This window comes from Pseudoxanthomonas winnipegensis (genome assembly GCF_004283755.1).
GTDB lineage: Bacteria > Pseudomonadota > Gammaproteobacteria > Xanthomonadales > Xanthomonadaceae > Pseudoxanthomonas_A > Pseudoxanthomonas_A winnipegensis.
This window is the reverse complement of record NZ_SHMH01000009.1, coordinates 152,343-173,286: the sequence shown is the minus strand read 5'-3', so window position 1 is coordinate 173,286 and position 20,944 is coordinate 152,343. Positions and strand designations below refer to the sequence as shown.

The following is a 20,944-nucleotide window of genomic DNA, read 5'->3' as shown; positions in this document are numbered from 1 at the left end:
GAGAGCAGGATGAAAGCCAAGCAGTACAAGCGCGTCGCGTTGTGTGTGGCCCTGGGCGCGTGCCTGGGCGCGATGGCGCCGGCCATGGCGCAGAGCACGACCGGCGCCATCGCCGGCCGCGCCGCCGTCGGCGACACGATCACGCTCACGCACCAGGCCACCGGCCTGACGCGCACGGTCACCGTCGGCAGCGATGGCCAGTACCGCCTGGCGCAGCTGCCGGTGGGCGAGTACCGCCTGGTGGTCGAACACGCCGGTGGCGGCGCCGGCGCGCCGCTGGAGGTCAGCGTGCCGCTGGGCGGCACCACCACGGTCAACCTGGGCGACGCCGGCGCGGTCACGCTCGATGGCGTGCGCGTGGTCGGCGCCAAGGTGATCAACCAGGTCGATGTCCATTCCACCGAGACCTCGTTCAACATCAGCCGTCAGGAGCTCTCGCGCCTGCCGGTGGACCAGAACCTCAGCGCGGTGGCGTTGCTGGCGCCGGGCGTGGTGTCCTCGGGCGCGACCTTCGGCGGGCTGACCTTCGGCGGTTCGTCGGTGGCCGAGAACGCGGTCTACATCAACGGCCTGGACGTGACCGATCCGTATCGGCGCCAGGGCTTCTCCTCGGTGCCGTTCGGCTTCTTCCAGGAAGTGCAGGTCAAGACCGGCGGCTACTCGGCCGAGTTCGGCCGCAGCACCGGCGGCGTCATCAATGCGGTGACCCGCTCGGGCGACAACACCTTCCGCGCCGGCGTGGAGTTCACCGCCGAGCCCTCGGCCTGGGCCGCGTCCAAGAAGGACCACTTCCACCACGACGGCACCCTGGACGAACGCGACCGCACCAGCCGCGACGCCAGCTCGTTCTACAAGACCAATGTCTGGGCCTCCGGCCCGCTGATCCGCGACAAGCTGTTCTTCTTCGGCATGTACGAGATCCGCGACAGCCAGCCGCGCGACATCGACACCACCCAGGCCTTCTACACCAAGGGCGACAACGACTTCTGGGGCGGCAAGCTGGACTGGCACATCACCGATGACCACCTGCTGGAACTGCTGGCCTTCTCCGACAAGGCCGACACGGTCACCGACGCCTATGGCTACGACTGGGACAGCGGCACGCGCGGGGCCTGGGTGGGCAGCAGCAATGCGGCCACCGGCGGCAACAACTGGTCGCTGACCTATACCGGCCACTTCGGCGACAACTTCGTGGCCAAGGCCCTGTACGGGGTGAACAAGCGCAGCGAGGACAGCGGCAGCCCGCTGGATGCGGCGTGCAGCATCGTCACGCGTTCGGGCAGCTATACCGCGTCCTTCGGGCCCAGGACCATGCAGGAAGGCTGCCACCCGAGCAATTCCAGCATCAACAGCCGCGAGGACGAGCGCAAGGCCGCGCGCCTGGACTTCGAGTGGACGCTGGGCGATCACCTGCTGCGCTTCGGCGCCGACCAGGAAATCATGGATTCCACCAGCGCCCGGGTCTATCCGGGCGACGGCCGCAGCTATCAGGTGCAGGCGACCACGCCGGGCAGCGTGCTGCCGGGCGGCGGGGTGGTGCCGGCCGGCGTCAACGCCATCGTCGATGCGCGCTACTACGTCACCGGCGCGCCGGTGCGGGCCAAGGCGCAGGCCATCTACGTGGAGGACAACTGGAACGTCACGCCCAACATCCTGCTCAATCTGGGCGTGCGCGCGGACAAGTTCGAGAACACGCTGCTGGCCTCGGGCGCGACCTTCGCCAAGGCCGACTTCTCCGACATGGTGTCCCCGCGCGTGGGCTTCAGCTGGGACATGCGTGGCGACGGCACGACCAAGCTGTTCGGCAACGCGGGCCGCTATTACATCCCGCTGACCAACAAGCTCACCGACTACTTCGGCGGCGGCACCACCGACGAACACACCTACTACGCGCTCAACGGCTGGTCCGAGCAGCGCCACCCGGTCACCGGCGCTCCCTACCTGCTGCCCAACCTCGGCGCGCAGATCGGCCCGGTCAATACCGACGGCAACGCGCCGGCGCCCAGCGACCTGCGCACCACGGTGGCCAAAAACATCAAGCAGGTCTACCAGGACGAATACATCCTGGGCTTCCAGCAGGCCATCAGCGAGGCCTGGTCCTATGGCGTCAACCTGACCTATCGCAAGATGACCCGCGCGGTCGAGGACGCGCGCATCAACCATGTCGAGGGCTGCCCCTGGTATTCGGGCGACTGGCCGATCATCAACCCGGGCGAGAAGACCACGCTGTGGTGCCCGACCACCGAGGACTGGGTGACTTTCGACTCGTCGAAGGACGGCTACAAGGCCGGCGGCAGCGGCGCGATCATGGGCTACAAGAAGCCGCGGCGCACCTACAAGGCGGCCGAGTTCCAGATCGATCGCGCCTGGGACGACAAGTGGTTCTTCAACGCCAGCTACATCTATGCGCGCAGCGAGGGCAACATCGAGGGTCCGGTGAACTCGGACACCGGCTACAACGACACCAACCTGGTGCAGTACTACGACCATCCGGCGGTCAACGAGCGCTACGGCGTGCTGTTCAACGACTACCGCCACCAGATCAAGCTGCGCGGCGGCTTCAAGCTCAACGACATGTGGAGCTTCGGCGCGACGCTGGCGGCGCACTCGGGTGGGCCGATCACCGCCTTCGGCGTGGTCTGGCCCAACGACAGCCGCGCGGCCGGTGGCCCCGGCGAGTACAGCGGCGGCGGCTCGGGCTGGCTGTGCACGGCCAACTGCGGCGACTGGCGCACGCGCCAGCTGGTGTACACCGAGCGCGGCGCGTTCGGCCGCATGCCCTGGGTCTACAACCTGGGCGCCAACGTGACCTGGACCCTGCCGGTAGAGGGCATCGACCTGAAGGCGCGGCTGTCGGTGTACAACCTGCTCAACCGGCAGACGGTGATCAACGTGCATTCGCGCTACGAGAGCGCACCGGGCACGCCGATGCCGTATTTTGGGGAGGGCACGGTCTGGCAGGAGCCGCGCTGGACGCAGTTGGTGGTGACCTGGAACTTCTGACGGCAGGTGCGCGGGCGGCCCGTCGCGCACGGGCCGTCCATCGCGACGGGAACGGCATGTTCAAGCACACAGGCAAGGCGCTGGCCCTGGCAGGGCTGCTGCTCGCATCGGGCCCGTCGGCGGCGGCCGATCCGCCGGCGCAGGCGTCCTTCGACACGCTGTTCGATCACGCCATGGCGCGCTACCGGCTGCCCGGCCTGGCGGTGGGGGTGGTCGAGGACGGCAAGGTGGTCTACCTGCGCACGGCGGGCGAGACGCGCGCCGGCAGCGGCGAGAAGATCGACGCCGACACGCTGTTCAAGATCGCCTCCAACACCAAGGCCATGACCACCGGCGTGCTGGCGCGGCTGGTGGACCAGGGCAAGCTCAAGTGGGACGACCCGGTCACCCGGTACCTGCCGCAGTTCCGCATGGCCGATCCCTGGGTCACGCGCAACTTCCAGGTGCGCGACCTGCTGATCCACAACAGCGGGCTGGGGCTGGGGGCGGGCGATCTGATGCTGTGGCCCGAGCCCAACGACTTCACCCGCGCCGACATCATCGCCGGGCTGGCCTATCTGCAGCCCACGCACAGCTTCCGCGCGCACTACGCCTACGACAACCTGATGTACGTGGTCGCCGGCGAAGTGGCGGCCAAGGCCGGCGGCAAGCCCTACGACCAGCTGGTGCGGCAGGAGCTGTTCGGCCCGCTGGGCATGACCCGCTGCCAGGTCGGCGCGTTCGATCGCGATGCGGTGGGCAACCTGGCTCAGCCGCACATGGTCCAGGACGGGCGCAACGTGGTGGTGCGCGCCGATGGCCCGACCATCCCGGACAACCCGTCCATGTCCGCCGGCGGCATCCGCTGCAGCGTGCGCGATCTGACCACCTGGATCGCGATGTGGCTGGCGCCCGATGCGGCCCATCCCTGGCTTTCGGCCCAGCAGCGCGCCGCGCTGTGGACGCTGCATACGCCGATGCCGATCGGGGCGCAGCTGCGCGACTGGGACGGCACCCATCTGTACGGCTATGGCTACGGCTGGCGGCTCTCGGACGTGGACGGCCAATGGCGCGTGGCGCATACCGGCACGCTGATGGGCATGTATTCCTCGGTGACGCTGCTGCCGGACCGCAAGGTCGGCTTCGTGGTGCTGATCAACGGCGACGGCGAGGCCGCGCGCACCACGCTGACCGAGGCGCTGACCAAGCACTACACCCGCCCCGGCGCGGGGCTGGATGTCGATCACTACGCGGGCCTGCTGGAACAGGCGCGCGCCAGGGCGGCCGCGAACGCCACGCACCCGCAGGTGCCGGACACCTCGGACCGCAAGCCCGCCACGGCGGCGCAGTTCGCGCGCTGGCAGGGCGTGTATCGCGATCCGTGGTTCGGCCAGGTGAGCCTGTGCCCGCAGGGCCAGGGCGTCGTGTTCCGCGCCGCGCGTTCGCCGCTGATGCGCGGGCCGGTGCTGGTCTCGCACGGGCGCTGGCTGGTGGACTGGGACGATGCCAGCGTCGATGCCGAGCCGTGGCTGGACTTCGCCCAGGCCAACGGCAAGACCACGCTGACGCTGAAGTCAATCGACCCGGACGCCGATTTCAGCTACGACTATCAGGACCTGCACTTCCAGCGCGTGGCCGCGTGCCCGGCGCAGCGGGGCGCAGCCAATCCATGAACCAGGGCCCGTCGATGCATTCCAAACCGAACCTGCCATTGCGCGCGGCCATGCTGCTGCTGGCCGCGCTGCTGCTGTCGGCCTGCGCCGGCCTGCCGCCGAGGAATCCGCTGGCGCAGTGGGAGCCCTCGCCGAATCAGAATGCGCGCGGGCCGATCCTGATCGTCATCCATTTCACCAGCGAGGACTCGGTCGCCGAGAGCTTGAAGACCCTCAAGACCGCCAACAGCGCAGGCCCGGTCAGCGCGCACTATCTGATCGGCGCCGACGGCAAGCGCTACCAGCTGGTCAGCGACGACCGCCGTGCCTGGCATGCCGGCGCGGGCCACTGGGGCACGATCAACGACGTCAACTCCGCCTCGATCGGCATCGAGCTGGACAACGATGGCCAGTCGCCCTTCGCCGATGCGCAGATCGACAGCCTGCTGCTGTTGCTGGACGACCTGTGCCGGCGCCACCACATCCCGCGCACGGCGATCATCGGCCACGAGGACATGGCGCCGGGGCGCAAGGTCGATCCGGGTCCGCTGTTCCCGTGGAAGCGGCTGGCGCAGGCAGGCTTCGGCGTGTGGCCGCGCGCCGATGCGCCGCCGGCGCCGGCCGGTTTCGATCCGTGGCTGGCGATGGCCACGCTGGGCTATCCGCTGGACAACCGCGGCGACGCGGTGCAGTCCTTCCGCCATCATTTCCGCGGCCTGGAGGGGCGCACTTTCGATGAGGAAGACCTGCGCATCCTGCATGACCTGACCCTGCCGCCTCCGGCGAAGGACGCGCAGGAGGATGCGCCGTGAGGCGTGTTCTCGCCCTTCTGCTGGTGCTGGCCGCCTCCAACGTGGCGCATGCCGCCGAGCCGGTGCGCACCTCGCCGGCCACCACCGCCGCGCAGGCCGGGCTGGTCGATGTGACCACGCTGGCGCCGGACGTGCGGCGCGAAATCCGCTACGCCGGCGCGCACAACTTCACCGGCAAGCCGGTGGATGGCTACGAGGCGCCGAAGTGTCTGTTGCTGGCGCCGGTGGCACAGGCGCTGGCGCAGGTGCAGGCCGACCTGCGCGCGCAGGGCCTGGGCCTGAAGCTGTTCGACTGCTATCGCCCGGTGCGCGCGGTGCAGGCCTTCATGCGCTGGGCCGCCGATCTGCCCGACCAGACGATGAAGGCCGAGTTCTACCCGGCGCTGGACAAGACCAGGATCATCCCCGATGGCTATGTGGCCGAGGTCTCTGGCCACAGCCGCGGCGCGACGGTGGACCTGACCCTGGTGCGCTGCCAGGCCGGTGCCTGCACCGAGCTGGATATGGGCACGCCGTTCGACTTCTTCGATCCGCGTGCGCATACCAACGCGCCGGGCCTGAGCGAGGCGCAGCGCGCCAACCGCAAACGCCTGGTCGAGGCGATGGCGCGGCGCGGCTTCGCCAACTATCCCGGGGAGTGGTGGCATTACACCTTCAAGCCGGAGCCCTCGCCCGACGTGCAGTTCGACGTGCCGGTGCGCTGACTTGTCCGAGCAGCTGTCTTTCGGATGTAGAGCGGAGCTTGCTCCGCTGCTCTTCGGCCGGATCAATCGGGAAAGCCCCAGCGGAGCAAGCTCCGCTCTACAGGTGGGAGCCGCCCGGGTGGCCTTTTCGGCTAATGGCGGCGATGGGCTCTTCGGGAAGGCCTCATTGCCGCCATGGCGGCTCCCACCTTACTTCGACTGGCCTGCGCGGCCGCTGGAATTGCTTCATGCCTGAGACCCACACCGCCCTGATCCAGTCCGACATCGTGCTGTTCGGCCTGATCGCCGCCACGCTGGCGTTCGTGTTCTGGACCGCCTCGCTCAAGGGCGTCTGGCAGAAGTTCTACGGCATCGTGCCGCCGCTGCTGCTGTGCTATTTCATCCCCGGCATCTTCAACTCGCTCGGCGTGATCGACGGCGCCGGCAGCCAGCTCTACAACCCGGTCGCCAGCCGCGTGCTGCTGCCGGCCGCGCTGGTGCTGCTGACCCTGACCATCGACCTCAAGGCGGTCATGGGGCTGGGCTGGAAGCTGCTCGCGATGTACTTCGGTTCGTCCTTCAGCATCATGCTCGGCGCGTTCTTCGCCTTCTGGGTGATGCAGCACGCGCATCCGGCGACCACCGCCGGCGATACCTGGGGCGGCATGGCGGCGCTGGCCGGCAGCTGGATCGGCGGCGGCGCCAACATGGTCGCGATGAAGGAGATCTTCCAGGTCGACGAGACCACCTTCGGCCAGTTCGTGGTGCTCGATGTGGGCGTGGGCTATGTGTGGATGGCGGTGCTGATCTTCCTGGCCGGGCGTGCCAAGGCCATCGATGCGCGCTCGGGCGCCGACACCGCGGCCATCGACGCGCTCAAGGCGCGCCTGGCCGACTACAGCGCCCAGCACGCGCGCATCCCCACGCTGACCGACTACATGCTGATCATCGGCCTGGCCTTCGGCGTGGTCGGCCTGGCGCACGCGGTGTCGCCGCCGCTGGCGGGCCTGTTCGCGCCGTATCCGTGGGCGCACGCGGCCAGCCTGGATTCGCCGTATGTGTGGGTGGTGCTGCTGGCCACCTTCGCCGGGCTGGCGCTGAGCTTCACCCGCGCGCGCCAGCTCGACGGCGTTGGCGCCTCGAAGATCGGCACGCTGCTGCTGTACGTGCTGATCGCCTGCATCGGCATGCAGATGGACATCGCCGCGCTGCTCGGCCGGCCCTGGCTGTTCGTGCTGGGCGTGCTGTGGATCGCCGTGCACATCGTGCTGCTGTGGCTGCTGGGCCGGCTGCTGAAGGTGCCGTTCTTCTATTTCGCCATCGGCTCGCAGAGCAATATCGGCGGGCCGGCCTCGGCGCCGGTGGTGGCGGCGGTGTTCCATCCGGCGCTGGCACCGGTCGGCGCGCTGCTGGGCACGCTGGGCTATGCCACCGGCACGGTGCTGGCCTATCTGGTCGGCATCGGCCTGCGCGCGATGGCCGGCGCGGGCTGAGCCTGGGCGACCGCGCGCGTCCACCGTCATTCCGCGAAGGCGGCAACCCGGCATCTTCGGCCTTGCGCGTGTTCCCACGCTTGACCGCTGTTTCCCGGCGACCTACACGCGAATCGATGGCAGGCCCTAGAATCCCCTCACTCATCCGAGCGGGGCGGTGCGATGGTCGAGGGCTGGGGTTTGTTCGTGCTGGGCCTGGTGCTGCTGGCGCTGGGCGGCGACACGCTGGTCAAGGGCGTGTCGGGCATCGCGCAGCGGGCCGGGCTGTCGCCGTTCACCGCCGGGCTGTTGCTGCTGGCCTTCGGCACCTCGCTGCCGGAGCTGTTCGTCAACGGCGCGGCGCTGCTGCGCGGCACGCCGTCGCTGGCGCTGGGCAATGCGGTCGGCAGCAATCTGGTCAATCTGGGCCTGACCCTGCCGCTGGCGGCCCTGTTCGCCAGCGTGCAGGTGCGCCTGCGCCTGCTCACCCCGCTGCTGTGGGTGCTGGTGATCGCCTCGCTGCTGGTGATGGTGTTCGGCCTGGACGGGCGGCTGAACCGGCTCGAGGGCGGCCTGCTGCTGCTCGGCTTCGTGCTGGTCGTGGTGAAGGTGATCGTGCGCGGGCGCGCCGAGGCGCCCGAGGTGCGCGCGCCGGTGGAGGCCTACGCCGCCACCCGCACCGTGACCTGGCTCAACCTGCTGCGGCTGCTGATCGGCGTGGTGCTGCTGGGCTACGGCGCGCGCGATGTGGTGGTGTCGATGGGCACGCTGGCCCCGGCGCTGGGCCTGACCCCGCTGATGGCCGGCCTGCTGCCGGTGGCCATCGGCACGGCGCTGCCGGAGATCGCCGCGGCCATCGCCGCCGCGCGCCGCGGGCAGGGCGACATGGTGCTGGGCCACGTGATCGGCTCCAGCGTGTGCAATCTGCTGCTGGTGGTGGGCGGCATGGCCCTGATCGCGCCGCTGTCGTTGCCGGCCTCGTTCGTGAAGCTGGAGCTGCCCGCGGCCATCGTCATGGCCATCGTGCTGGTGCCGATGCTGCGCGGCGATGCGCGCGTCAGCCGCGGCGAGGCGGCCGTGCTGCTGCTGGCCTTCTGCGCCTGGGTGGCGCTGGAACTGGCCTGGCTGCGCTGATCAGCGCGGCGCGTCGTCCTCGTCCTGCGGCGCCTGGGGCCGGGTGACCTGCGGCGAGATCCGCGTGTCCTTCGGCGGCACCGGCCGGGCATGGGTCATCAGCGACAGCGCCGCCTTGCTCATCAGGTGCGCGCTGATCGGCGCGGTGATGAACAGGAATGCGGTGATCAGCAACTCGCGCGGCTGCGGGTCCTGGCCCAGCACCAGGTGATAGCCGACCGAGGCGATCAGCACGCAGCCCACGCCCAGCGTGCTGCCCAGCGTGGGCGCATGCACGCGCCGGAAGAAGTCCGACAGCCGCACCAGGCCCAGCGCGCCGATCAGGATGAAGGCCGTGCCGGCGATCAGCACCAGCGCCAGCAGCACGCGGAAGAGGTCGATCATTCGAACACGTCCCGGCGCAGCACGAACTTGCACAGCACCACCGTGCTGCTGAAGCCCAGCATCGCCACCACCAGCGCCGCCTCGAAGTACACCGGGCTGTCCAGATGCATGCCCAGCAGCATCAGCGCCGCGATGAAGGTCACCGACAGCGTGTCCAGCGCCAGGATGCGGTCGGCCACCGTGGGCCCGCGCAGCAGACGCCACAGGCACAGCAGCGCGGACACGCCGATGGCCACCAGGCAGGCCACGATGGTGTGCTCGAAGAACAGATGTGCGGTCATGGAAAGATCTCCATCAGCGGTTTTTCGTAGCGGGTCTTGATGTTGTCGATCGCTTCCTGTGCGCTGCGCATGTCCAGCATGTGGACGAGCAGGTAGCGGCGGTCGTCGGTCAGCGCGGCCGAGACCGTGCCGGGGGTCAGGGTGATCATGCTGGTCAGCGCGGCGATGCCGTGCAGGTTCTGGATGTCCAGCGGGATCCAGATGAAGCCCGGATGCAGCCGGCGCTCGGGGCCGAGCACCTGCATGGCGACGATCATGTTGGAGCGCAGGATGTCCCAGGCCACCACGCACAGCATGCGCGGCACCGGCCGCAGCGAGCCGATGCGCGCGTACTCGCGGTCCAGGCGCGCGGCGAAGCGCGGGATCAGCCAGCCCAGCAGCAGGGCCAGCGCGAACTGCGCCGCGCTGTAGCTGTCGGTCATCAGCAGCCAGAACGCGATCACGCACAGGCTCAGCGGCCAGGACGGGGTCAGCCAGCGCAGCAGGCGCGCGCCCATCACGGCGCCCTCAGCACGGACGGCGCCGCGCGCAGCTGGTCGGTATAGCCGGCCGCGTCCAGCAGCTGTTGCCCGGTCGCGTCGGTGTAGCGCATCAGCGGCGCGGCGAAGGCCGTCATCGCCACGCCGAAGGCCAGCAGCAGCACCGTGGCCCAGGTCTCCTGCGGCCGGGCGCGGGCGGGCACGGGCTGTTCGCATTCGGCCTGCTCCACCTGCGCGGGCAGGCGCCAGAACAGGCGCACGCCGGCGCGGCTGAGGCCGATGATCACCAGCAGGCTGGAGAGCAGCACCACGCTCCATACCAGCGGCGTCTGCGCCGTCGGCACCGCCGAGAGCAGCGCGGCCTTGGCCAGAAAGCCAGACAGCGGCGGCAGGCCCGCGGCCGAGACCGCGGCGATCAGGAACAGCGTGCCCGGCACCGCGCGCCCGGGCAGGGCGGCGATGATCGACTTGTCGTCGCCGGCCGTGCCGCGGCGGCGGCGGATAAGGTCGGCGATCAGGAACAGCGCGGCCGCCACGAAGGTGCTGTGCGCCAGGTAGTACAGCCCCGCGCCGATGGTCTGCGCCTGGCCCAGGGCGAAGGCCACGAACAGCGTGGCCGCCGACCAGATCACCAGATAGCCGATCATCAGCCGCAGCCGTGCCGAGCCCAGCACGCCCAGCGCGGCCATCAGCAGCGTGCCGGCGCCCAGCCACAGCAGCGCGGGGCGGGCGAAGCCGGCCAGCAGCCCGGCCTGCGCGCCCAGCAGCAGGGTGCTGACCCGCAGCACCGCATACAGGCCGACCTTGGTCATCACCGCGAACAGCGCCGCCACCGCCGCCGGCGCGCGCGCATAGGTCTCCGGCAGCCACAGGTACAGCGGCAGCAGCGCGGCCTTGGCGCAGAACACCACCAGCAGCAGGCCGAAGGCGGCCTTGACCAGCCCGGCCTGCGCCGGCGGCACCTGGCCGATGCGCGCGGAGAGCTCGGCCATGTTGAGCGAACCGAGCAGCCCGTAGATCAGCCCCAGTGCGATCAGGAACACCGCCGAGGCGGCGACGTTGAAGGCCACGTAGTGGAACGCCCCGCGCAGGCGCAGCCCGCGCCCACCGCTGGCCAGCAGGCCGTAGCTGGCGCTCAGCATCACCTCGAAGAACACGAACAGATTGAACACATCGCCGGTGAGGAAGGCGCCGTTGAGCCCCATCAGCTGCAGCTGGAAGAAGGCATGGAAATGCGGCGCGCGCCGGTCCCAGCCGCCGCAGGCGTGCAGCAGGCAGGCCACGCCCAGCAGCCAGGTCACCGCCAGCATCCAGCCCGACAGCCGGTCGGCCATCAGCGCGATGCCCAGCCGCGCCGGCCAGTCGCCGAGCAGGTAGGCGACCACCTCGCCGTCGGCCACGCGCGCGACCACGGCCGCCACCGCCACGCCCTGCAGTGCCAGCATCCCCCACGCCGCCCAGCGTCGCGCCGCCCAGCCGAAGCGCCGGTGTTCGAGGAACAGCGCCAGCGCCGCGCCCAGCAGCGGCAGCACGATCGGCCACAGCAACAGATGGCTCATGCGCCAGGCTCCCGCGGCGGCTCGGGCGCGGCATCGTGCGCATCGACATGGTCGCTGTGGTTGTCGGCGCGGCTGCGCATGGCCAGCACCAGGCTGACCGCGGTCATGGCGAAGGCGATCACGATCGCGGTCAGCACCAGCGCCTGCGGCAGCGGATCGGTGTAGTGCGCCAGGTCGGCCGGCTGGCCGTCCACCAGCACAGGCGGCTGGCCCGGCCGCAGCCGCCCGCCGGCGAAGATCAGCAGGTTGGTGGCATAGGACAGCAGGGTCAGGCCCAGGATCACATCGAAGGTGCGCGCGCGCAGCATCAGCCAGATGCCGGCGGCGGCGAGGATGCCGATGGCGCTGGCCAGGGCGAGTTCCATCAGGCGCGGCCTCCGGTGCTGGGCGAGCGGCGGTCCGGGTCCAGCGGCTTGCGCTGGGCCCGGCGGCGGCTCGAACCGCGGATGGTGCCCAGCATCGAGAGCATCAGCATCGCCCCGCCGAACACCACCAGATACACGCCGGTGTCGAAGCCCAGCGCACTGGCCAGGGGCACATGCCCGATCAGCGGCAGCTGCAGGTCCAGGTGGCCGCTGGTGAGGAAGGGCACGCCGAACAGCAGCGACGCCAGCCCGCTCAGCACCGCCAGCACCAGGCCGAGCCCGATCAGGCGGATGTAATCGAAGCCGAAGCGCGACTCGACCGAGGCCGCGCCCTGGATGACGTACTGCATCAGCAGCGGCACGGCCAGCACCAGCCCGGCAATGAAGCCTCCGCCGGGCGCGTTGTGGCCGCGCAGGAACAGGAAGATCGACACGGTCAGGATCAGCGGGAACAGGATCTGGGTCAGGTCGGCCGGCACCGGCAGCTGCACCGGGTCGCCGGCGATCAGGCGCTCGGGCGCCATGCGCGCGCGGCGCAGGCAGGCATGCACCACCAGCGCGGCGATGGCGAACACGGTGATCTCGCCGAAGGTGTCGAAGCCGCGGAAATCCACCAGCGTCACGTTGACCACGTTGCGGCCATAGGCCTCCGGCAGGGCGCGCGTCAGCAGCTCGCCGGCGACGGTGTCCGCGGGCCGGGTCATCATCGCGTAGGCCAGCACCGCCAGGCCCGCGCCGGCCACACAGGCGATCAGCGCATCGCGCCACTTGCGCCAGCGGGAAGCTTCGGGCGGGCTGGTCTCGGGCAGGTAGTTCAGCGCCAGCATCATCAGCACCAGGGTCACCATCTCCACCAGCAGCTGGGTCAGGGCCAGGTCCGGCGCCGATAGCAGCACGAAGGTCAGGCTGATCATCAGCCCCGCCGCGCTCAGCACGATCGCCGCCAGCAGGCGCTGGCGATGCAGGCGCACCGCGCCGAGCGCGGCGGCGATCATCACCACCCACACCAGCGCGCCCAGCAGCGGCAGCGGCTGCACCCCGGCCAGCGACAGCGCCAGGCCGTCGCGCCACAGCGGCACCGCGGCCGCGGCGATGGCCACCAGCACCAGCATCAGCAGGCTGCGCTGCAGACTGTTGTTGGCCAGGCGCGTGCTGATGCGGTTGCCGGCGACGAACAGCAGCTCCAGATGCCGCCTGAACAGGTCGCGCCCGATCGCCCGGGTCACCACCGCGTGCAGATCCAGCAACCGCGCCAGCCCCAGATACAGCGCCACGCCGCCGACCACGCCGGCCAGGCTCATCGCCAGCGGCCAGTTCAGGCCGTGCCACACCGCCAGGCTGTAGTCGGGCGTGGCCGGGCCCAGGATGGCGTAGACGCCGGCGTGCAGCAGCCGCGCCACGGTCAGCGCCGGGAAGATGCCCACCGCCACGCACAGCACCACCAGCACCTCGACGGGGATCTTCATCCAGCGCGGCGGCTCGTGTGGGGTGACTTCGAGGTCGCGCGGACCGTCGCCGAAGAAGGTCTCGTAGACGAAGCGCAGGCTGTAGGCCACGCCCAGCACACCGGCCAGCAGCGCGGCCACGCCGGTGAACACGCGCATCGGCGCCGGCGCCGGGGTCTCCAGCGCCGCGGCGAAGAACATTTCCTTGGACAGAAAGCCGTTGAGCAGCGGGATACCGGCCATCGACAGCGAGGCCACGATCGCCAGCGTGCTGGTGAAGGGCATCAGCCGGCGCAGCCCGCCCAGCCGGCGGATGTCGCGCGTGCCGGTCTCGTGGTCGATGATGCCGGCGGCCATGAACAGCGAGGCCTTGAACACCGCGTGGTTGAGGATGTGGAACACGCCGGCCACCACCGCCAGCGGCGTGGACAGGCCGAACAGCATCGTGATCAGGCCCAGGTGCGAGATGGTCGAATACGCCAGCAGACCCTTCAGATCGTGCTGGAAGATCGCATACCACGCGCCCAGCAGCAGGGTGACCGCGCCGATGGTGCTGACCGTGTAGAAGAACAGGTCCGTCCCCGCCAGCGCCGGGTGCAGGCGCGCCAGCAGGAACACGCCGGCCTTCACCATCGTGGCCGAGTGCAGATAGGCCGAGACCGGCGTCGGCGCGGCCATGGCCTGCGGCAGCCAGAAGTGGAACGGGAACTGCGCGCTCTTGGTCAGGATGCCGCCCAGCACCAGGAACAGCGCCCATGGATACAGCGCACTGGCGCGCAGCGTGTCGCCGGCGCCCAGCACCGTGTCCAGGTCGAAGCTGCCGACGATGCGGCCGATCAGCAGCACGCCGCCCAGCAGCGCCAGGCCGCCACCGCCGGTCACCACCAGCGCCATGCGCGCGCCTTCGCGCGCATCCTTGCGATGCGTCCAGAAGCCGATCAGCAGGAACGAGGTCAGGCTGGTCAGTTCCCAGAACACGCACAGCAGCAACAGGTTGCCGGACACCACCACGCCCAGCATCGCGCCCATGAACAGCAGCAGGAAGGCCAGGAAACGCGGCACCGAGTCGCGCTCGCTGAGGTAATAGCGCGCATACATCACCACCAGCGCGCCGATGGTCAGCACCAGCAGCGCGAACATCCAGGCGAAGCCGTCCACGCGCAGCGTGAACTCCAGGCCGATGCGCGGCAGCCAGGCGTGCCGGTCGTGCAGCACCTGTCCATCGAGGATGGCCGGCGCCATCGCCGCCAGCAGCGCCAGGCCGCCCAGCGGCGCCAGCGCGGCCAGCCACGCCAGCGCCGTGCGCGGCAGGCAATGGGCCGCCGCCACGATCGCCGCCATGACGAAGGGCAGGGCGAGCAGGGGAAGGAGGAGGTGGGGCATGCAGGGAATGCAGCCATTCGCGAGCAGGCCATCACGATAACAGCGGCGGCGTGAGCGGGCCGCTGACTGTCGGGTCATCGTGGTCAGCGAGGACCTGCGATCGATCCCCGGGCTGCCGGCCTTAGTGCTGCAAGGCCGGCAGGTTTGCGTTGCGTCGGGTAGGCCTGACTGGTCGTCAGAGTTCCGCCCTCGCAAAGGCGGGGTCGAGCCGCGCGGGGAGAAGAGGGGGCTTGCAGCGCCAACCCGAAGAGCCGCCCTCGCGGCGCGATCTGCAGAGGATTGACAGGCCCTCGCGTCGCGGGAGTGCGCGCGGCGACGCGAGTGCGGCGTGCTGGCCTATCCTGTGCGGATGACTGCGTCTGTCGCTGCCGCCGTGTCGTCTTCCCCCGCCCGCGTCGCCCTGGTGCTGGGCGGCAGCGGCCAGATCGGCCAGGCGCTGCTGGACCGGCTGGTCGCGCGCGGCTGGTCGGTGCTGGCGGTCTCGCGCCACGGGCAGCCGGCGCGCGAGCGCGTGCAATGGCTGGCCGGCGACCTGGCGACGATGCCCGCACTGCCCGATCGTGTCGATGCGATCTTCAGCGCCGGGCCGCTGGACCACTTCGCGCGCTGGTATGTGGGCAGCGCGCTGATCGCGCCGCGCGTGGTGGCCTTCGGCTCGACCAGCCTGGGCACCAAGCAGACCTCCGTCGACGCGCACGAGCGCGACCTGGCCGCGCGCCTGCGCGATGCCGAGGCCGCGGTGTTCGCCGCGGCCGCCGCGCGCGGCGCGCAGGCCACCCTGCTGCGGCCCACGCTGGTCTACGGCGCCGGTCGCGATGCCTCGCTGACCCGGATCGCGGCGCTGGCGCGGCAGCTGCGCTGCTTCCCGCTGCCGCGCGGCGCCACCGGCGGCCTGCGCCAGCCGGTGCACGTGGACGATCTGGCCGATGCGGCGCTGGCCGCCTGCGACGCGGCGGCCAGCGCCGGCCAGGCCTACGCGCTGCCCGGCGGCGAGACGCTGACCTATCGCGAGATGGTGGCGCGCACGCTGGCGGCGATGTCGCCGCCGGCGCGGCTGCTGGAACTGCCGCCGCCGCTGTTCGCCCTGGCGGTGCGCACGGCGCAGGCGCTGGGCGTGGCGCGTTCGCTCAACCCCGCCGCGGTGGCGCGCATGCGCCAGGACCTGGTGTTCGACGCCGCGCCCGCGCGGCGGGACTTCGGCTATGCGCCGCGCGGCTTCGCGCCGACCGCGGCGATGCTGGGTCAGTAGCGCCAGCCCATCTTCCGGTAGAACTTGGCCAGCACCCAGATCGGGCCGATCAGCAGGTAGGACAGGTCGGTGAGGAAGCTGGGCTTGCGGCCCTCGATCTTGTGGCCGACGAACTGCGCGATCCACGCCACCACGAACACGCTCGCCGCGCTCCACAGCAGCACCTCGGTGCCCGCGCGCTGGCTGATCAGCCGGCACACGCAGCCCATGGTGAAGAACACCACGAACATCCCGTAGCCGATCGACCGCGAGAGCCGGTTGTAATACATCCACGCGCAGAACATCGCCAGGCCCGCCCACACCCCGCCGCGGAACCAGGTGGCCTGCACCGGGATGCACCACAGCAGCGCGATCACCGACCACAGGATCGCCGGCACCGCGACGACGTGGATCGCCTGGTTGGTGAGATTGCGGTGGTCTTGCGAGTAGTTCGCGAACCACCGATCGATCGGACGTTGCGCGTCGACGTGCTGCATCGGGTCCCTCCCAGGAAGACCGACAGCATAGCCCGCCGCCCGCCGCCGCACCCAGCGGGCGGCATGCTGCGCCGCGAAATCGACGCGAACGCAAACAAAAGCGCCGCGCCTTCTTACGAAAGCGCGGCGCGTTGGCCCCTCCCCTTGCGAAGCAGGGGGAGGCTGGGAGGGGGTTGCCTCAGCTACGCGCGGCCCCAACCGAACGCCGCCTCGCCAACCCCGCCAACCATCACCGCTGCATCGCCACCACCGGCGTCGGCTCGACGACCGGAGCCGCCCGCTGCTGCGCCAGCAACTGCTGACTGCTGTGCTCGAAGCTCGGCGGCTGCGCCAGATCCACCGTGGCGCGAAAGCCCGGCGTGGTGCCCACGACGTAAGCCTTGCCGTCCTGCACCGCCACCCCGCCGACCTTCTCCGGCGTATCGATGCCGTGCTGCTTGGCCTGCACGGTGATATGCGCGGCCAGCTCGTTCGAATAAGGCGCCGGCACCTGGGCACGGATGGCCGCGTACAGCCGGTGGTCCGGATGCGAGGCCTGGTCCAGCCCCGGCGTCGCGATCGCCGGGCGTGCCGCCAGCGCCCGGCGCGTGTCCGGCCCGACCTCGCCATCCACCGCGATCCCGTGCGTGCGCTGCAGCCGCTCCACCGCCGCCTGCGTATGCGTGCCGAACTTGCCGTCCTCGGCCAAGCGCCGCCCGTGTTCGTCCCGCACGCCCAACGTGTTGAGCTGCTGCTGCAGGGCGCGCACGTTCGGGCCGTGGTCGCCGTGCTGGAGCACCTCGGCACCGGCGCCACGATGCGGTGCCGCGGTCGAGGTCGGCGCGGACGTGGTCTGTGTCGGCGCATGGCGATCCCAGAACGTCTGCGGGCTGATCAGATGGCCCTGCGGATCGCGCAGCTGGTAGTGCACGTGCTGGGCATATTGGCCGGCGCCTTCGGGTCCGCGCCCGCCCATCGTGCCGATCGGATCGCCGGCGCGCACGACCTGGCCCTCCTTCACCGAGCGCGAATCCAGATGCAGGATCTCGTGCGAGTTGCCCTGCGCGTCGCGGATCTTCACCGTGCCGTACTGGCCGCCGGAGAAGGTCACCGTGCCGTCGATGGGCGAATGGACGGTCGGATGCCGCAGGTTGCGGCCGGCCTGGCCGCCCTCGTAGTTGAAGTCGGTGCCGCCATGCGGCCCCTTGCCACGATGCTCGCCGAAGTTGCCCGTGATGTGGGGGTCTTGACCGCCCTGGCCCGGCAGCATGCGCTCCATCGTCTGCTGGAAGCCGCCGTGGCCTTGCGCGTGGGAGGCGGGCGAGGGCGCCGCATGCGTCGGTGCGTGTCCCTGGGTCTGGGTCTGCGACAGGCGCTGTTCGACGAAGCGCTCGTAACGGTCCAGGTAGGGCGCCACCTCGCGCTGGGACAGGCCGAGACCGCCGTAGTCCTTGCTGGGGCCGTCGTGGTGATACTTGTAGATGTAGTCCTCACCGTGGCCGCGGCTGCGCGCCAGGTCCCGATTGTCGATGAAGTGCTGCACCAGCGCCTGCGACTGGGTCCGCACGTCGAAGCGGTTGGCGTTGTTGAGCCCGTACTGGCCACCGGTGCGGTCGATGAACTGGCCAAGCCCGGACGCGGAGGTGGTCCCCGCGGCCGCATCCGGATTGAAGCCGGATTCGACCCGGGCGATGGCCAGCACATAGGCCGTCTCGCGCGATGACAGCCCGGCCTGGCGGGAAGCGTCGATCAGGTTGTCGATCACCCTGGACTGGGTCTGCGGGGTGGCATCGCCCCATCGGCGCGACTCGCCGTGCAGACGGCCATCGCCGGCGTCGATGGGTTCGCGGTAGTGGCTCCAGGGTTTGATCCTGTCGCTGCGATAGGCGGCCCCGCGGGGCTGCACCATCTCGGTGTAGATCGTGTCGTCGGTCATGTCGTGCGTTCCTTTCTATGAGACGGATTCTTCCTTGGGAGGGGTACTGCTCCATGTACTGCGTACTGCGTTGGCCACGCGCCGCCGGATGGCGGTGCGTGAGCTTTCCTTAGCTCAGGACGGGTAGGGCACCACCTCCGGGTGCTTGAGTCCCAGCTCCTCGAGCTTGTGTTGGTATTCGTCGTTGTTCGGGCTCTGCTGGCCGTCTTCCTCATGCAGCGGCGGAGTCGCGTGATTCAGCAGCCGGCCCTGGGCGTCGTAGAGGAAGAACCACTCGCAGAACTCGCAGCCATAAGGCAGTTCGCCGTATTGCACGACGAAGTAGGCGCCGCCCTTGCCGTCTTCGGCACAGCCCAGGCCCACCGCGGTGTAGTCGCTCATCTCGGGGGGCGCGGCCAGGGTCTGGCGTTGCCCGTCGCGTTCCAGCTCGACCTGGGTCTTGGTGGAGGCGGCGCCGTCCTGGCGAGGCAACGCGTCCAGGTGCAGGCGTGCGCCTGGGCATTCCTTGATCATGCCGTTCTGTCCTTGTGCGGACGCTTCGGTCGAAGCGGGAGAGGGTGAGGGAGCCGAAGCCTGTACCGGCGTGTCGGCGGTATGGTCCGTGGAAGGCGTCTTGCCGCCGCAGGCGGCCAGCACCAAGGTGAGGCCCAAGGCGGGCAGGATGGAGCGGGCGGGGCGCATCAGGTCACCTCCTTGGCGGTGCGAGTCACGGGAAGGCAGGCCATACGGTCAGCGGCGTCCGGCATGCGGGTCGAACTGCTCGAAGCCCAGCGGGCCGATCTCCTCTGCCATGGCGCGTCCGAGCGATTCATCGACTCAAAGCGACTGGTCGTCCACCTTCACCAGGGTCCAGCAGGGCCGCTGGGCGAAGTAATAGACCTGCTGGTCGCCGCTGTCCGGCGTGCGCACCAGCACCTTGCGTCCGCCGGCCTCGTCGGAGACCACGACCTCGCGTCCGCCGTTGCGGGCCGCCTCCAGGTTGGGAATCACCGGCCATTCGACCTCGGCCAGCGGGACCTGGCGGGTCACCGGTGCAGGTTCGGGCTGGGCGTTCGGATCGAGCTGGATCATCGTCAACGGATCGGCCGTGGCCTTTTCCTGGACCGCGATGTCGGCGCTGAAGCGCTGTACGAAGTGGTCGAAGTCCGCATCGGGGCAGTTGGCCGGGGCCGCGGCGGACGCGGCTGGCGCAGCGGGGACAGGCGCGGCAGCAGGGGCGGGCGCCTGCGGCTTGCAGGCGGCGAGCGCCAGAATCAGCGCGGACACGGGCACGAGCGTGCGGGTGAAGACCACTGGATCCTCCTGATCGCGAACAAGGCGCCCCCGGGCAGGGCGCGTCATCGGGCCGGAGGATACCCGGCGCCTGCGGCCAGGTTTGTGAAGCGCACCCCGCGTCGCGCGCGGGGTGCTTGGCGCCGTTCAGTCCAGGCGGATGTCGGCCAGCTTGAGCAGGGCCTCGGCGTAGCGGGCGCGGGTGCGCTCGATCACTTCCGGCGGCAGCACCGGGCCCGGCGCGGTCTTGCCCCAGTCCAGCGTCTCCAGGTAGTCGCGCACGATCTGCTTGTCGTAGCTGGGCGGGCTGAGGCCGACCTGGTACTCGTCGGCCGGCCAGTAGCGCGAGGAATCCGGCGTCAGCATCTCGTCCATGATGTACAGGCGGCCGTCGGCATCGGTGCCGAACTCGAACTTGGTGTCGGCCAGCAGGATGCCGCGCGAGGCGGCATATTCGGCCGCGAAGCTGTAGATGCGCAGGGTCGCATCGCGCACGCGCTCGGCCAGGTCGCCGCCGACGGACTTGACCATGGCGTCGAAGTCGATGTTCTCGTCGTGGTCGCCGACCGCGGCCTTGGTCGAGGGGGTGAAGATCGGCTCGCGCAGCTTCTGCGCCTGCTGCAGGCCGTCGGGCAGCTCGATGCCGCTGATCTTGCCGGTGCGCTGGTAGTCCTTCCAGCCGCTGCCGATCAGATAGCCGCGGGCGATGGCTTCCACCGGCACCGGCTTGAGCTTGCGCGTGACCACCGCGCGGCGGGCGTACAGCGCCGGGTCCACACCCTCGGGCAGGACGTCGGCGACCTCGATGCCGGTCAGGTGGTTGGGCATCAGGTGGGCGGTCTTGTCGAACCAGAAATTGGAGATCTGGCACAGCATCTCGCCCTTGCCGGGGATCGGGTCGGGCAGGACCACGTCGAAGGCGGAGAGGCGGTCGGTGGCGACGATCAGCAGATAGTCGCCGGGCGCGGCGTTGGCCGGCAGGCGTTCGCGTGGGATGTCGAAGACGTCGCGGACCTTGCCGCGATGGCGCAGGGTCAGACCGGGCAGATCGGCTTGCAACAGCGTGGTGGGCACACAGCACTCCTGGCGTGAGGCGAAAGGCGCTCGAAACCCCGCTCGCTGCGTGTGCCGGCGCGCCGGTTAAGGCGGCGGCGGGCCGCGTAGTGTACGCGCCTGCGCGCAAAGCGACAGGTGCCAAGGGCCCATCATCGATCCCCGGGCAGGCCGCGTTGGCGCCGCCCTGCGGCGCCCACCCGAAGGGCCGCCCTTGCGCGCACCCGGAGACTGCGTCATGGCTCGGCCGTGGACGGACGTCCACTCCCTCCCGCTTCCTTGCCCCGGGCACGCGCAAGGACGGCGCGACCCACCCGGGGATCGATGACGGGCCTTGGGCCGCCTACC

General features: G+C 70.2%; 18 protein-coding genes. 7 read left to right on the top strand and 11 right to left on the bottom strand.

Annotated elements, in window-relative coordinates; translation table 11 throughout:
* Nucleotides 1–9: 9 nt before the first annotated feature.
* The 6 genes from EAT51_RS17230 (at nt 10) to EAT51_RS17205 (ending at nt 8,735) form a co-directional block, all read left to right on the top strand.
* Entirely contained in the window at nt 10–3,003 is a 2,994-nt protein-coding gene (locus EAT51_RS17230) for a TonB-dependent receptor (protein ID WP_130516387.1), read from the top strand.
* 56 nt (nt 3,004–3,059) lie between these two features.
* A complete protein-coding gene (locus tag EAT51_RS17225; protein ID WP_130561855.1) occupies nt 3,060–4,655 on the top strand; it encodes a serine hydrolase in 1,596 nt (531 codons plus the stop codon).
* A 14-nt stretch (nt 4,656–4,669) separates the two neighbouring features.
* The gene (locus EAT51_RS17220) at nt 4,670–5,446 is read left to right on the top strand and encodes an N-acetylmuramoyl-L-alanine amidase (protein ID WP_130516391.1); all 777 of its coding nucleotides are present in this window, start codon (nt 4,670–4,672) and stop codon (nt 5,444–5,446) included.
* Nucleotides 5,443–6,150, top strand: a complete 708-nt coding sequence (locus EAT51_RS17215) for a M15 family metallopeptidase (RefSeq protein ID WP_130561854.1) — start codon at nt 5,443–5,445, stop codon at nt 6,148–6,150. The genes EAT51_RS17220 and EAT51_RS17215 overlap by 4 nt, the downstream gene beginning before the upstream one ends.
* A 227-nt stretch (nt 6,151–6,377) precedes the next feature.
* The gene (locus EAT51_RS17210; RefSeq protein ID WP_130516393.1) at nt 6,378–7,622 is read left to right on the top strand and encodes a DUF819 family protein; all 1,245 of its coding nucleotides are present in this window, start codon (nt 6,378–6,380) and stop codon (nt 7,620–7,622) included.
* Nucleotides 7,623–7,784: 162 nt separating this feature from the next.
* The gene (locus EAT51_RS17205) at nt 7,785–8,735 is read left to right on the top strand and encodes a sodium:calcium antiporter (RefSeq protein WP_130516395.1); all 951 of its coding nucleotides are present in this window, start codon (nt 7,785–7,787) and stop codon (nt 8,733–8,735) included.
* Here the strand turns inward: EAT51_RS17205 and EAT51_RS17200 are convergent, their stop codons facing one another.
* Genes EAT51_RS17200 through EAT51_RS17175 form a run of 6 tightly spaced genes read right to left on the bottom strand, consistent with a single transcriptional unit; the run spans nt 8,736 to nt 14,631 of the window.
* The gene (locus EAT51_RS17200; protein ID WP_130516398.1) at nt 8,736–9,119 is read right to left on the bottom strand and encodes a Na+/H+ antiporter subunit G; all 384 of its coding nucleotides are present in this window, start codon (nt 9,117–9,119) and stop codon (nt 8,736–8,738) included.
* On the bottom strand, nt 9,116–9,400 hold the full coding sequence (locus tag EAT51_RS17195) for a K+/H+ antiporter subunit F (protein ID WP_130516400.1): 285 nt from the start codon (nt 9,398–9,400) through the stop codon (nt 9,116–9,118). Before EAT51_RS17195 ends, EAT51_RS17200 begins: the two co-directional genes overlap by 4 nt.
* Complete coding sequence (locus EAT51_RS17190) at nt 9,397–9,897, bottom strand: Na+/H+ antiporter subunit E (protein ID WP_130516402.1); 501 nt, start codon at nt 9,895–9,897, stop codon at nt 9,397–9,399. Before EAT51_RS17190 ends, EAT51_RS17195 begins: the two co-directional genes overlap by 4 nt.
* Nucleotides 9,897–11,438: a monovalent cation/H+ antiporter subunit D gene (locus EAT51_RS17185; RefSeq protein WP_130516404.1), complete on the bottom strand. Its 1,542-nt coding sequence runs from the start codon at nt 11,436–11,438 to the stop codon at nt 9,897–9,899. The genes EAT51_RS17190 and EAT51_RS17185 overlap by 1 nt, the downstream gene beginning before the upstream one ends.
* Complete coding sequence (locus EAT51_RS17180) at nt 11,435–11,803, bottom strand: Na+/H+ antiporter subunit C (RefSeq protein ID WP_130516406.1); 369 nt, start codon at nt 11,801–11,803, stop codon at nt 11,435–11,437. The genes EAT51_RS17185 and EAT51_RS17180 overlap by 4 nt, the downstream gene beginning before the upstream one ends.
* The gene (locus EAT51_RS17175) at nt 11,803–14,631 is read right to left on the bottom strand and encodes a monovalent cation/H+ antiporter subunit A (RefSeq protein WP_130516408.1); all 2,829 of its coding nucleotides are present in this window, start codon (nt 14,629–14,631) and stop codon (nt 11,803–11,805) included. The genes EAT51_RS17180 and EAT51_RS17175 overlap by 1 nt, the downstream gene beginning before the upstream one ends.
* 349 nt (nt 14,632–14,980) lie before the next feature.
* Between EAT51_RS17175 and EAT51_RS17170 the strand changes: the two genes are divergently transcribed.
* Entirely contained in the window at nt 14,981–15,880 is a 900-nt protein-coding gene (locus EAT51_RS17170) for an NAD-dependent epimerase/dehydratase family protein (RefSeq protein ID WP_130516410.1), read from the top strand.
* Here EAT51_RS17170 and EAT51_RS17165 read toward each other — a convergent pair.
* The 5 genes from EAT51_RS17165 to EAT51_RS17145 all read right to left on the bottom strand — a co-directional run bounded on the left by EAT51_RS17165 (nt 15,874) and on the right by EAT51_RS17145 (nt 20,617).
* A complete protein-coding gene (locus EAT51_RS17165) occupies nt 15,874–16,356 on the bottom strand; it encodes an Mpo1 family 2-hydroxy fatty acid dioxygenase (RefSeq protein ID WP_130528149.1) in 483 nt (160 codons plus the stop codon). The genes EAT51_RS17170 and EAT51_RS17165 overlap by 7 nt on opposite strands.
* A 229-nt stretch (nt 16,357–16,585) precedes the next feature.
* On the bottom strand, nt 16,586–18,271 hold the full coding sequence (locus EAT51_RS17160) for a peptidoglycan-binding protein (RefSeq protein WP_130516414.1): 1,686 nt from the start codon (nt 18,269–18,271) through the stop codon (nt 16,586–16,588).
* Between the two features lie 114 nt (nt 18,272–18,385).
* Nucleotides 18,386–18,952, bottom strand: a complete 567-nt coding sequence (locus EAT51_RS17155; protein WP_228257983.1) for a hypothetical protein — start codon at nt 18,950–18,952, stop codon at nt 18,386–18,388.
* 135 nt (nt 18,953–19,087) lie between these two features.
* Nucleotides 19,088–19,528 carry a hypothetical protein gene (locus tag EAT51_RS17150; RefSeq protein ID WP_425478231.1) on the bottom strand — a complete coding sequence of 147 codons (441 nt, stop codon included), beginning with the start codon at nt 19,526–19,528 and terminating at the stop codon, nt 19,088–19,090.
* Nucleotides 19,529–19,690: 162 nt separating this feature from the next.
* Nucleotides 19,691–20,617: a phosphoribosylaminoimidazolesuccinocarboxamide synthase gene (locus EAT51_RS17145; RefSeq protein ID WP_130516418.1), complete on the bottom strand. Its 927-nt coding sequence runs from the start codon at nt 20,615–20,617 to the stop codon at nt 19,691–19,693.
* Nucleotides 20,618–20,944 lie beyond the last annotated feature (327 nt).

Excerpts from the sequence above, each read along its gene's own strand:
- EAT51_RS17230 (WP_130516387.1), top strand. The coding sequence starts at position 10 with ATGAAAGCCAAGCAGTACAAGCGCGTCGCGTTGTGTGTGGCCCTGGGC.
- EAT51_RS17175 (WP_130516408.1), bottom strand. The coding sequence starts at position 14,631 with ATGCCCCACCTCCTCCTTCCCCTGCTCGCCCTGCCCTTCGTCATGGCG.
- EAT51_RS17185 (WP_130516404.1), bottom strand. The coding sequence starts at position 11,438 with ATGAGCCATCTGTTGCTGTGGCCGATCGTGCTGCCGCTGCTGGGCGCG.
- EAT51_RS17225 (WP_130561855.1), top strand. The coding sequence starts at position 3,060 with ATGTTCAAGCACACAGGCAAGGCGCTGGCCCTGGCAGGGCTGCTGCTC.
- EAT51_RS17170 (WP_130516410.1), top strand. The coding sequence starts at position 14,981 with ATGACTGCGTCTGTCGCTGCCGCCGTGTCGTCTTCCCCCGCCCGCGTC.
- EAT51_RS17210 (WP_130516393.1), top strand. The coding sequence starts at position 6,378 with ATGCCTGAGACCCACACCGCCCTGATCCAGTCCGACATCGTGCTGTTC.
- EAT51_RS17220 (WP_130516391.1), top strand. The coding sequence starts at position 4,670 with ATGCATTCCAAACCGAACCTGCCATTGCGCGCGGCCATGCTGCTGCTG.
- EAT51_RS17180 (WP_130516406.1), bottom strand. The coding sequence starts at position 11,803 with ATGGAACTCGCCCTGGCCAGCGCCATCGGCATCCTCGCCGCCGCCGGC.
- EAT51_RS17190 (WP_130516402.1), bottom strand. The coding sequence starts at position 9,897 with ATGGGCGCGCGCCTGCTGCGCTGGCTGACCCCGTCCTGGCCGCTGAGC.
- EAT51_RS17155 (WP_228257983.1), bottom strand. The coding sequence starts at position 18,952 with ATGCGCCCCGCCCGCTCCATCCTGCCCGCCTTGGGCCTCACCTTGGTG.
- EAT51_RS17160 (WP_130516414.1), bottom strand. The coding sequence starts at position 18,271 with ATGACCGACGACACGATCTACACCGAGATGGTGCAGCCCCGCGGGGCC.
- EAT51_RS17205 (WP_130516395.1), top strand. The coding sequence starts at position 7,785 with ATGGTCGAGGGCTGGGGTTTGTTCGTGCTGGGCCTGGTGCTGCTGGCG.
- EAT51_RS17200 (WP_130516398.1), bottom strand. The coding sequence starts at position 9,119 with ATGATCGACCTCTTCCGCGTGCTGCTGGCGCTGGTGCTGATCGCCGGC.
- EAT51_RS17195 (WP_130516400.1), bottom strand. The coding sequence starts at position 9,400 with ATGACCGCACATCTGTTCTTCGAGCACACCATCGTGGCCTGCCTGGTG.
- EAT51_RS17165 (WP_130528149.1), bottom strand. The coding sequence starts at position 16,356 with ATGCAGCACGTCGACGCGCAACGTCCGATCGATCGGTGGTTCGCGAAC.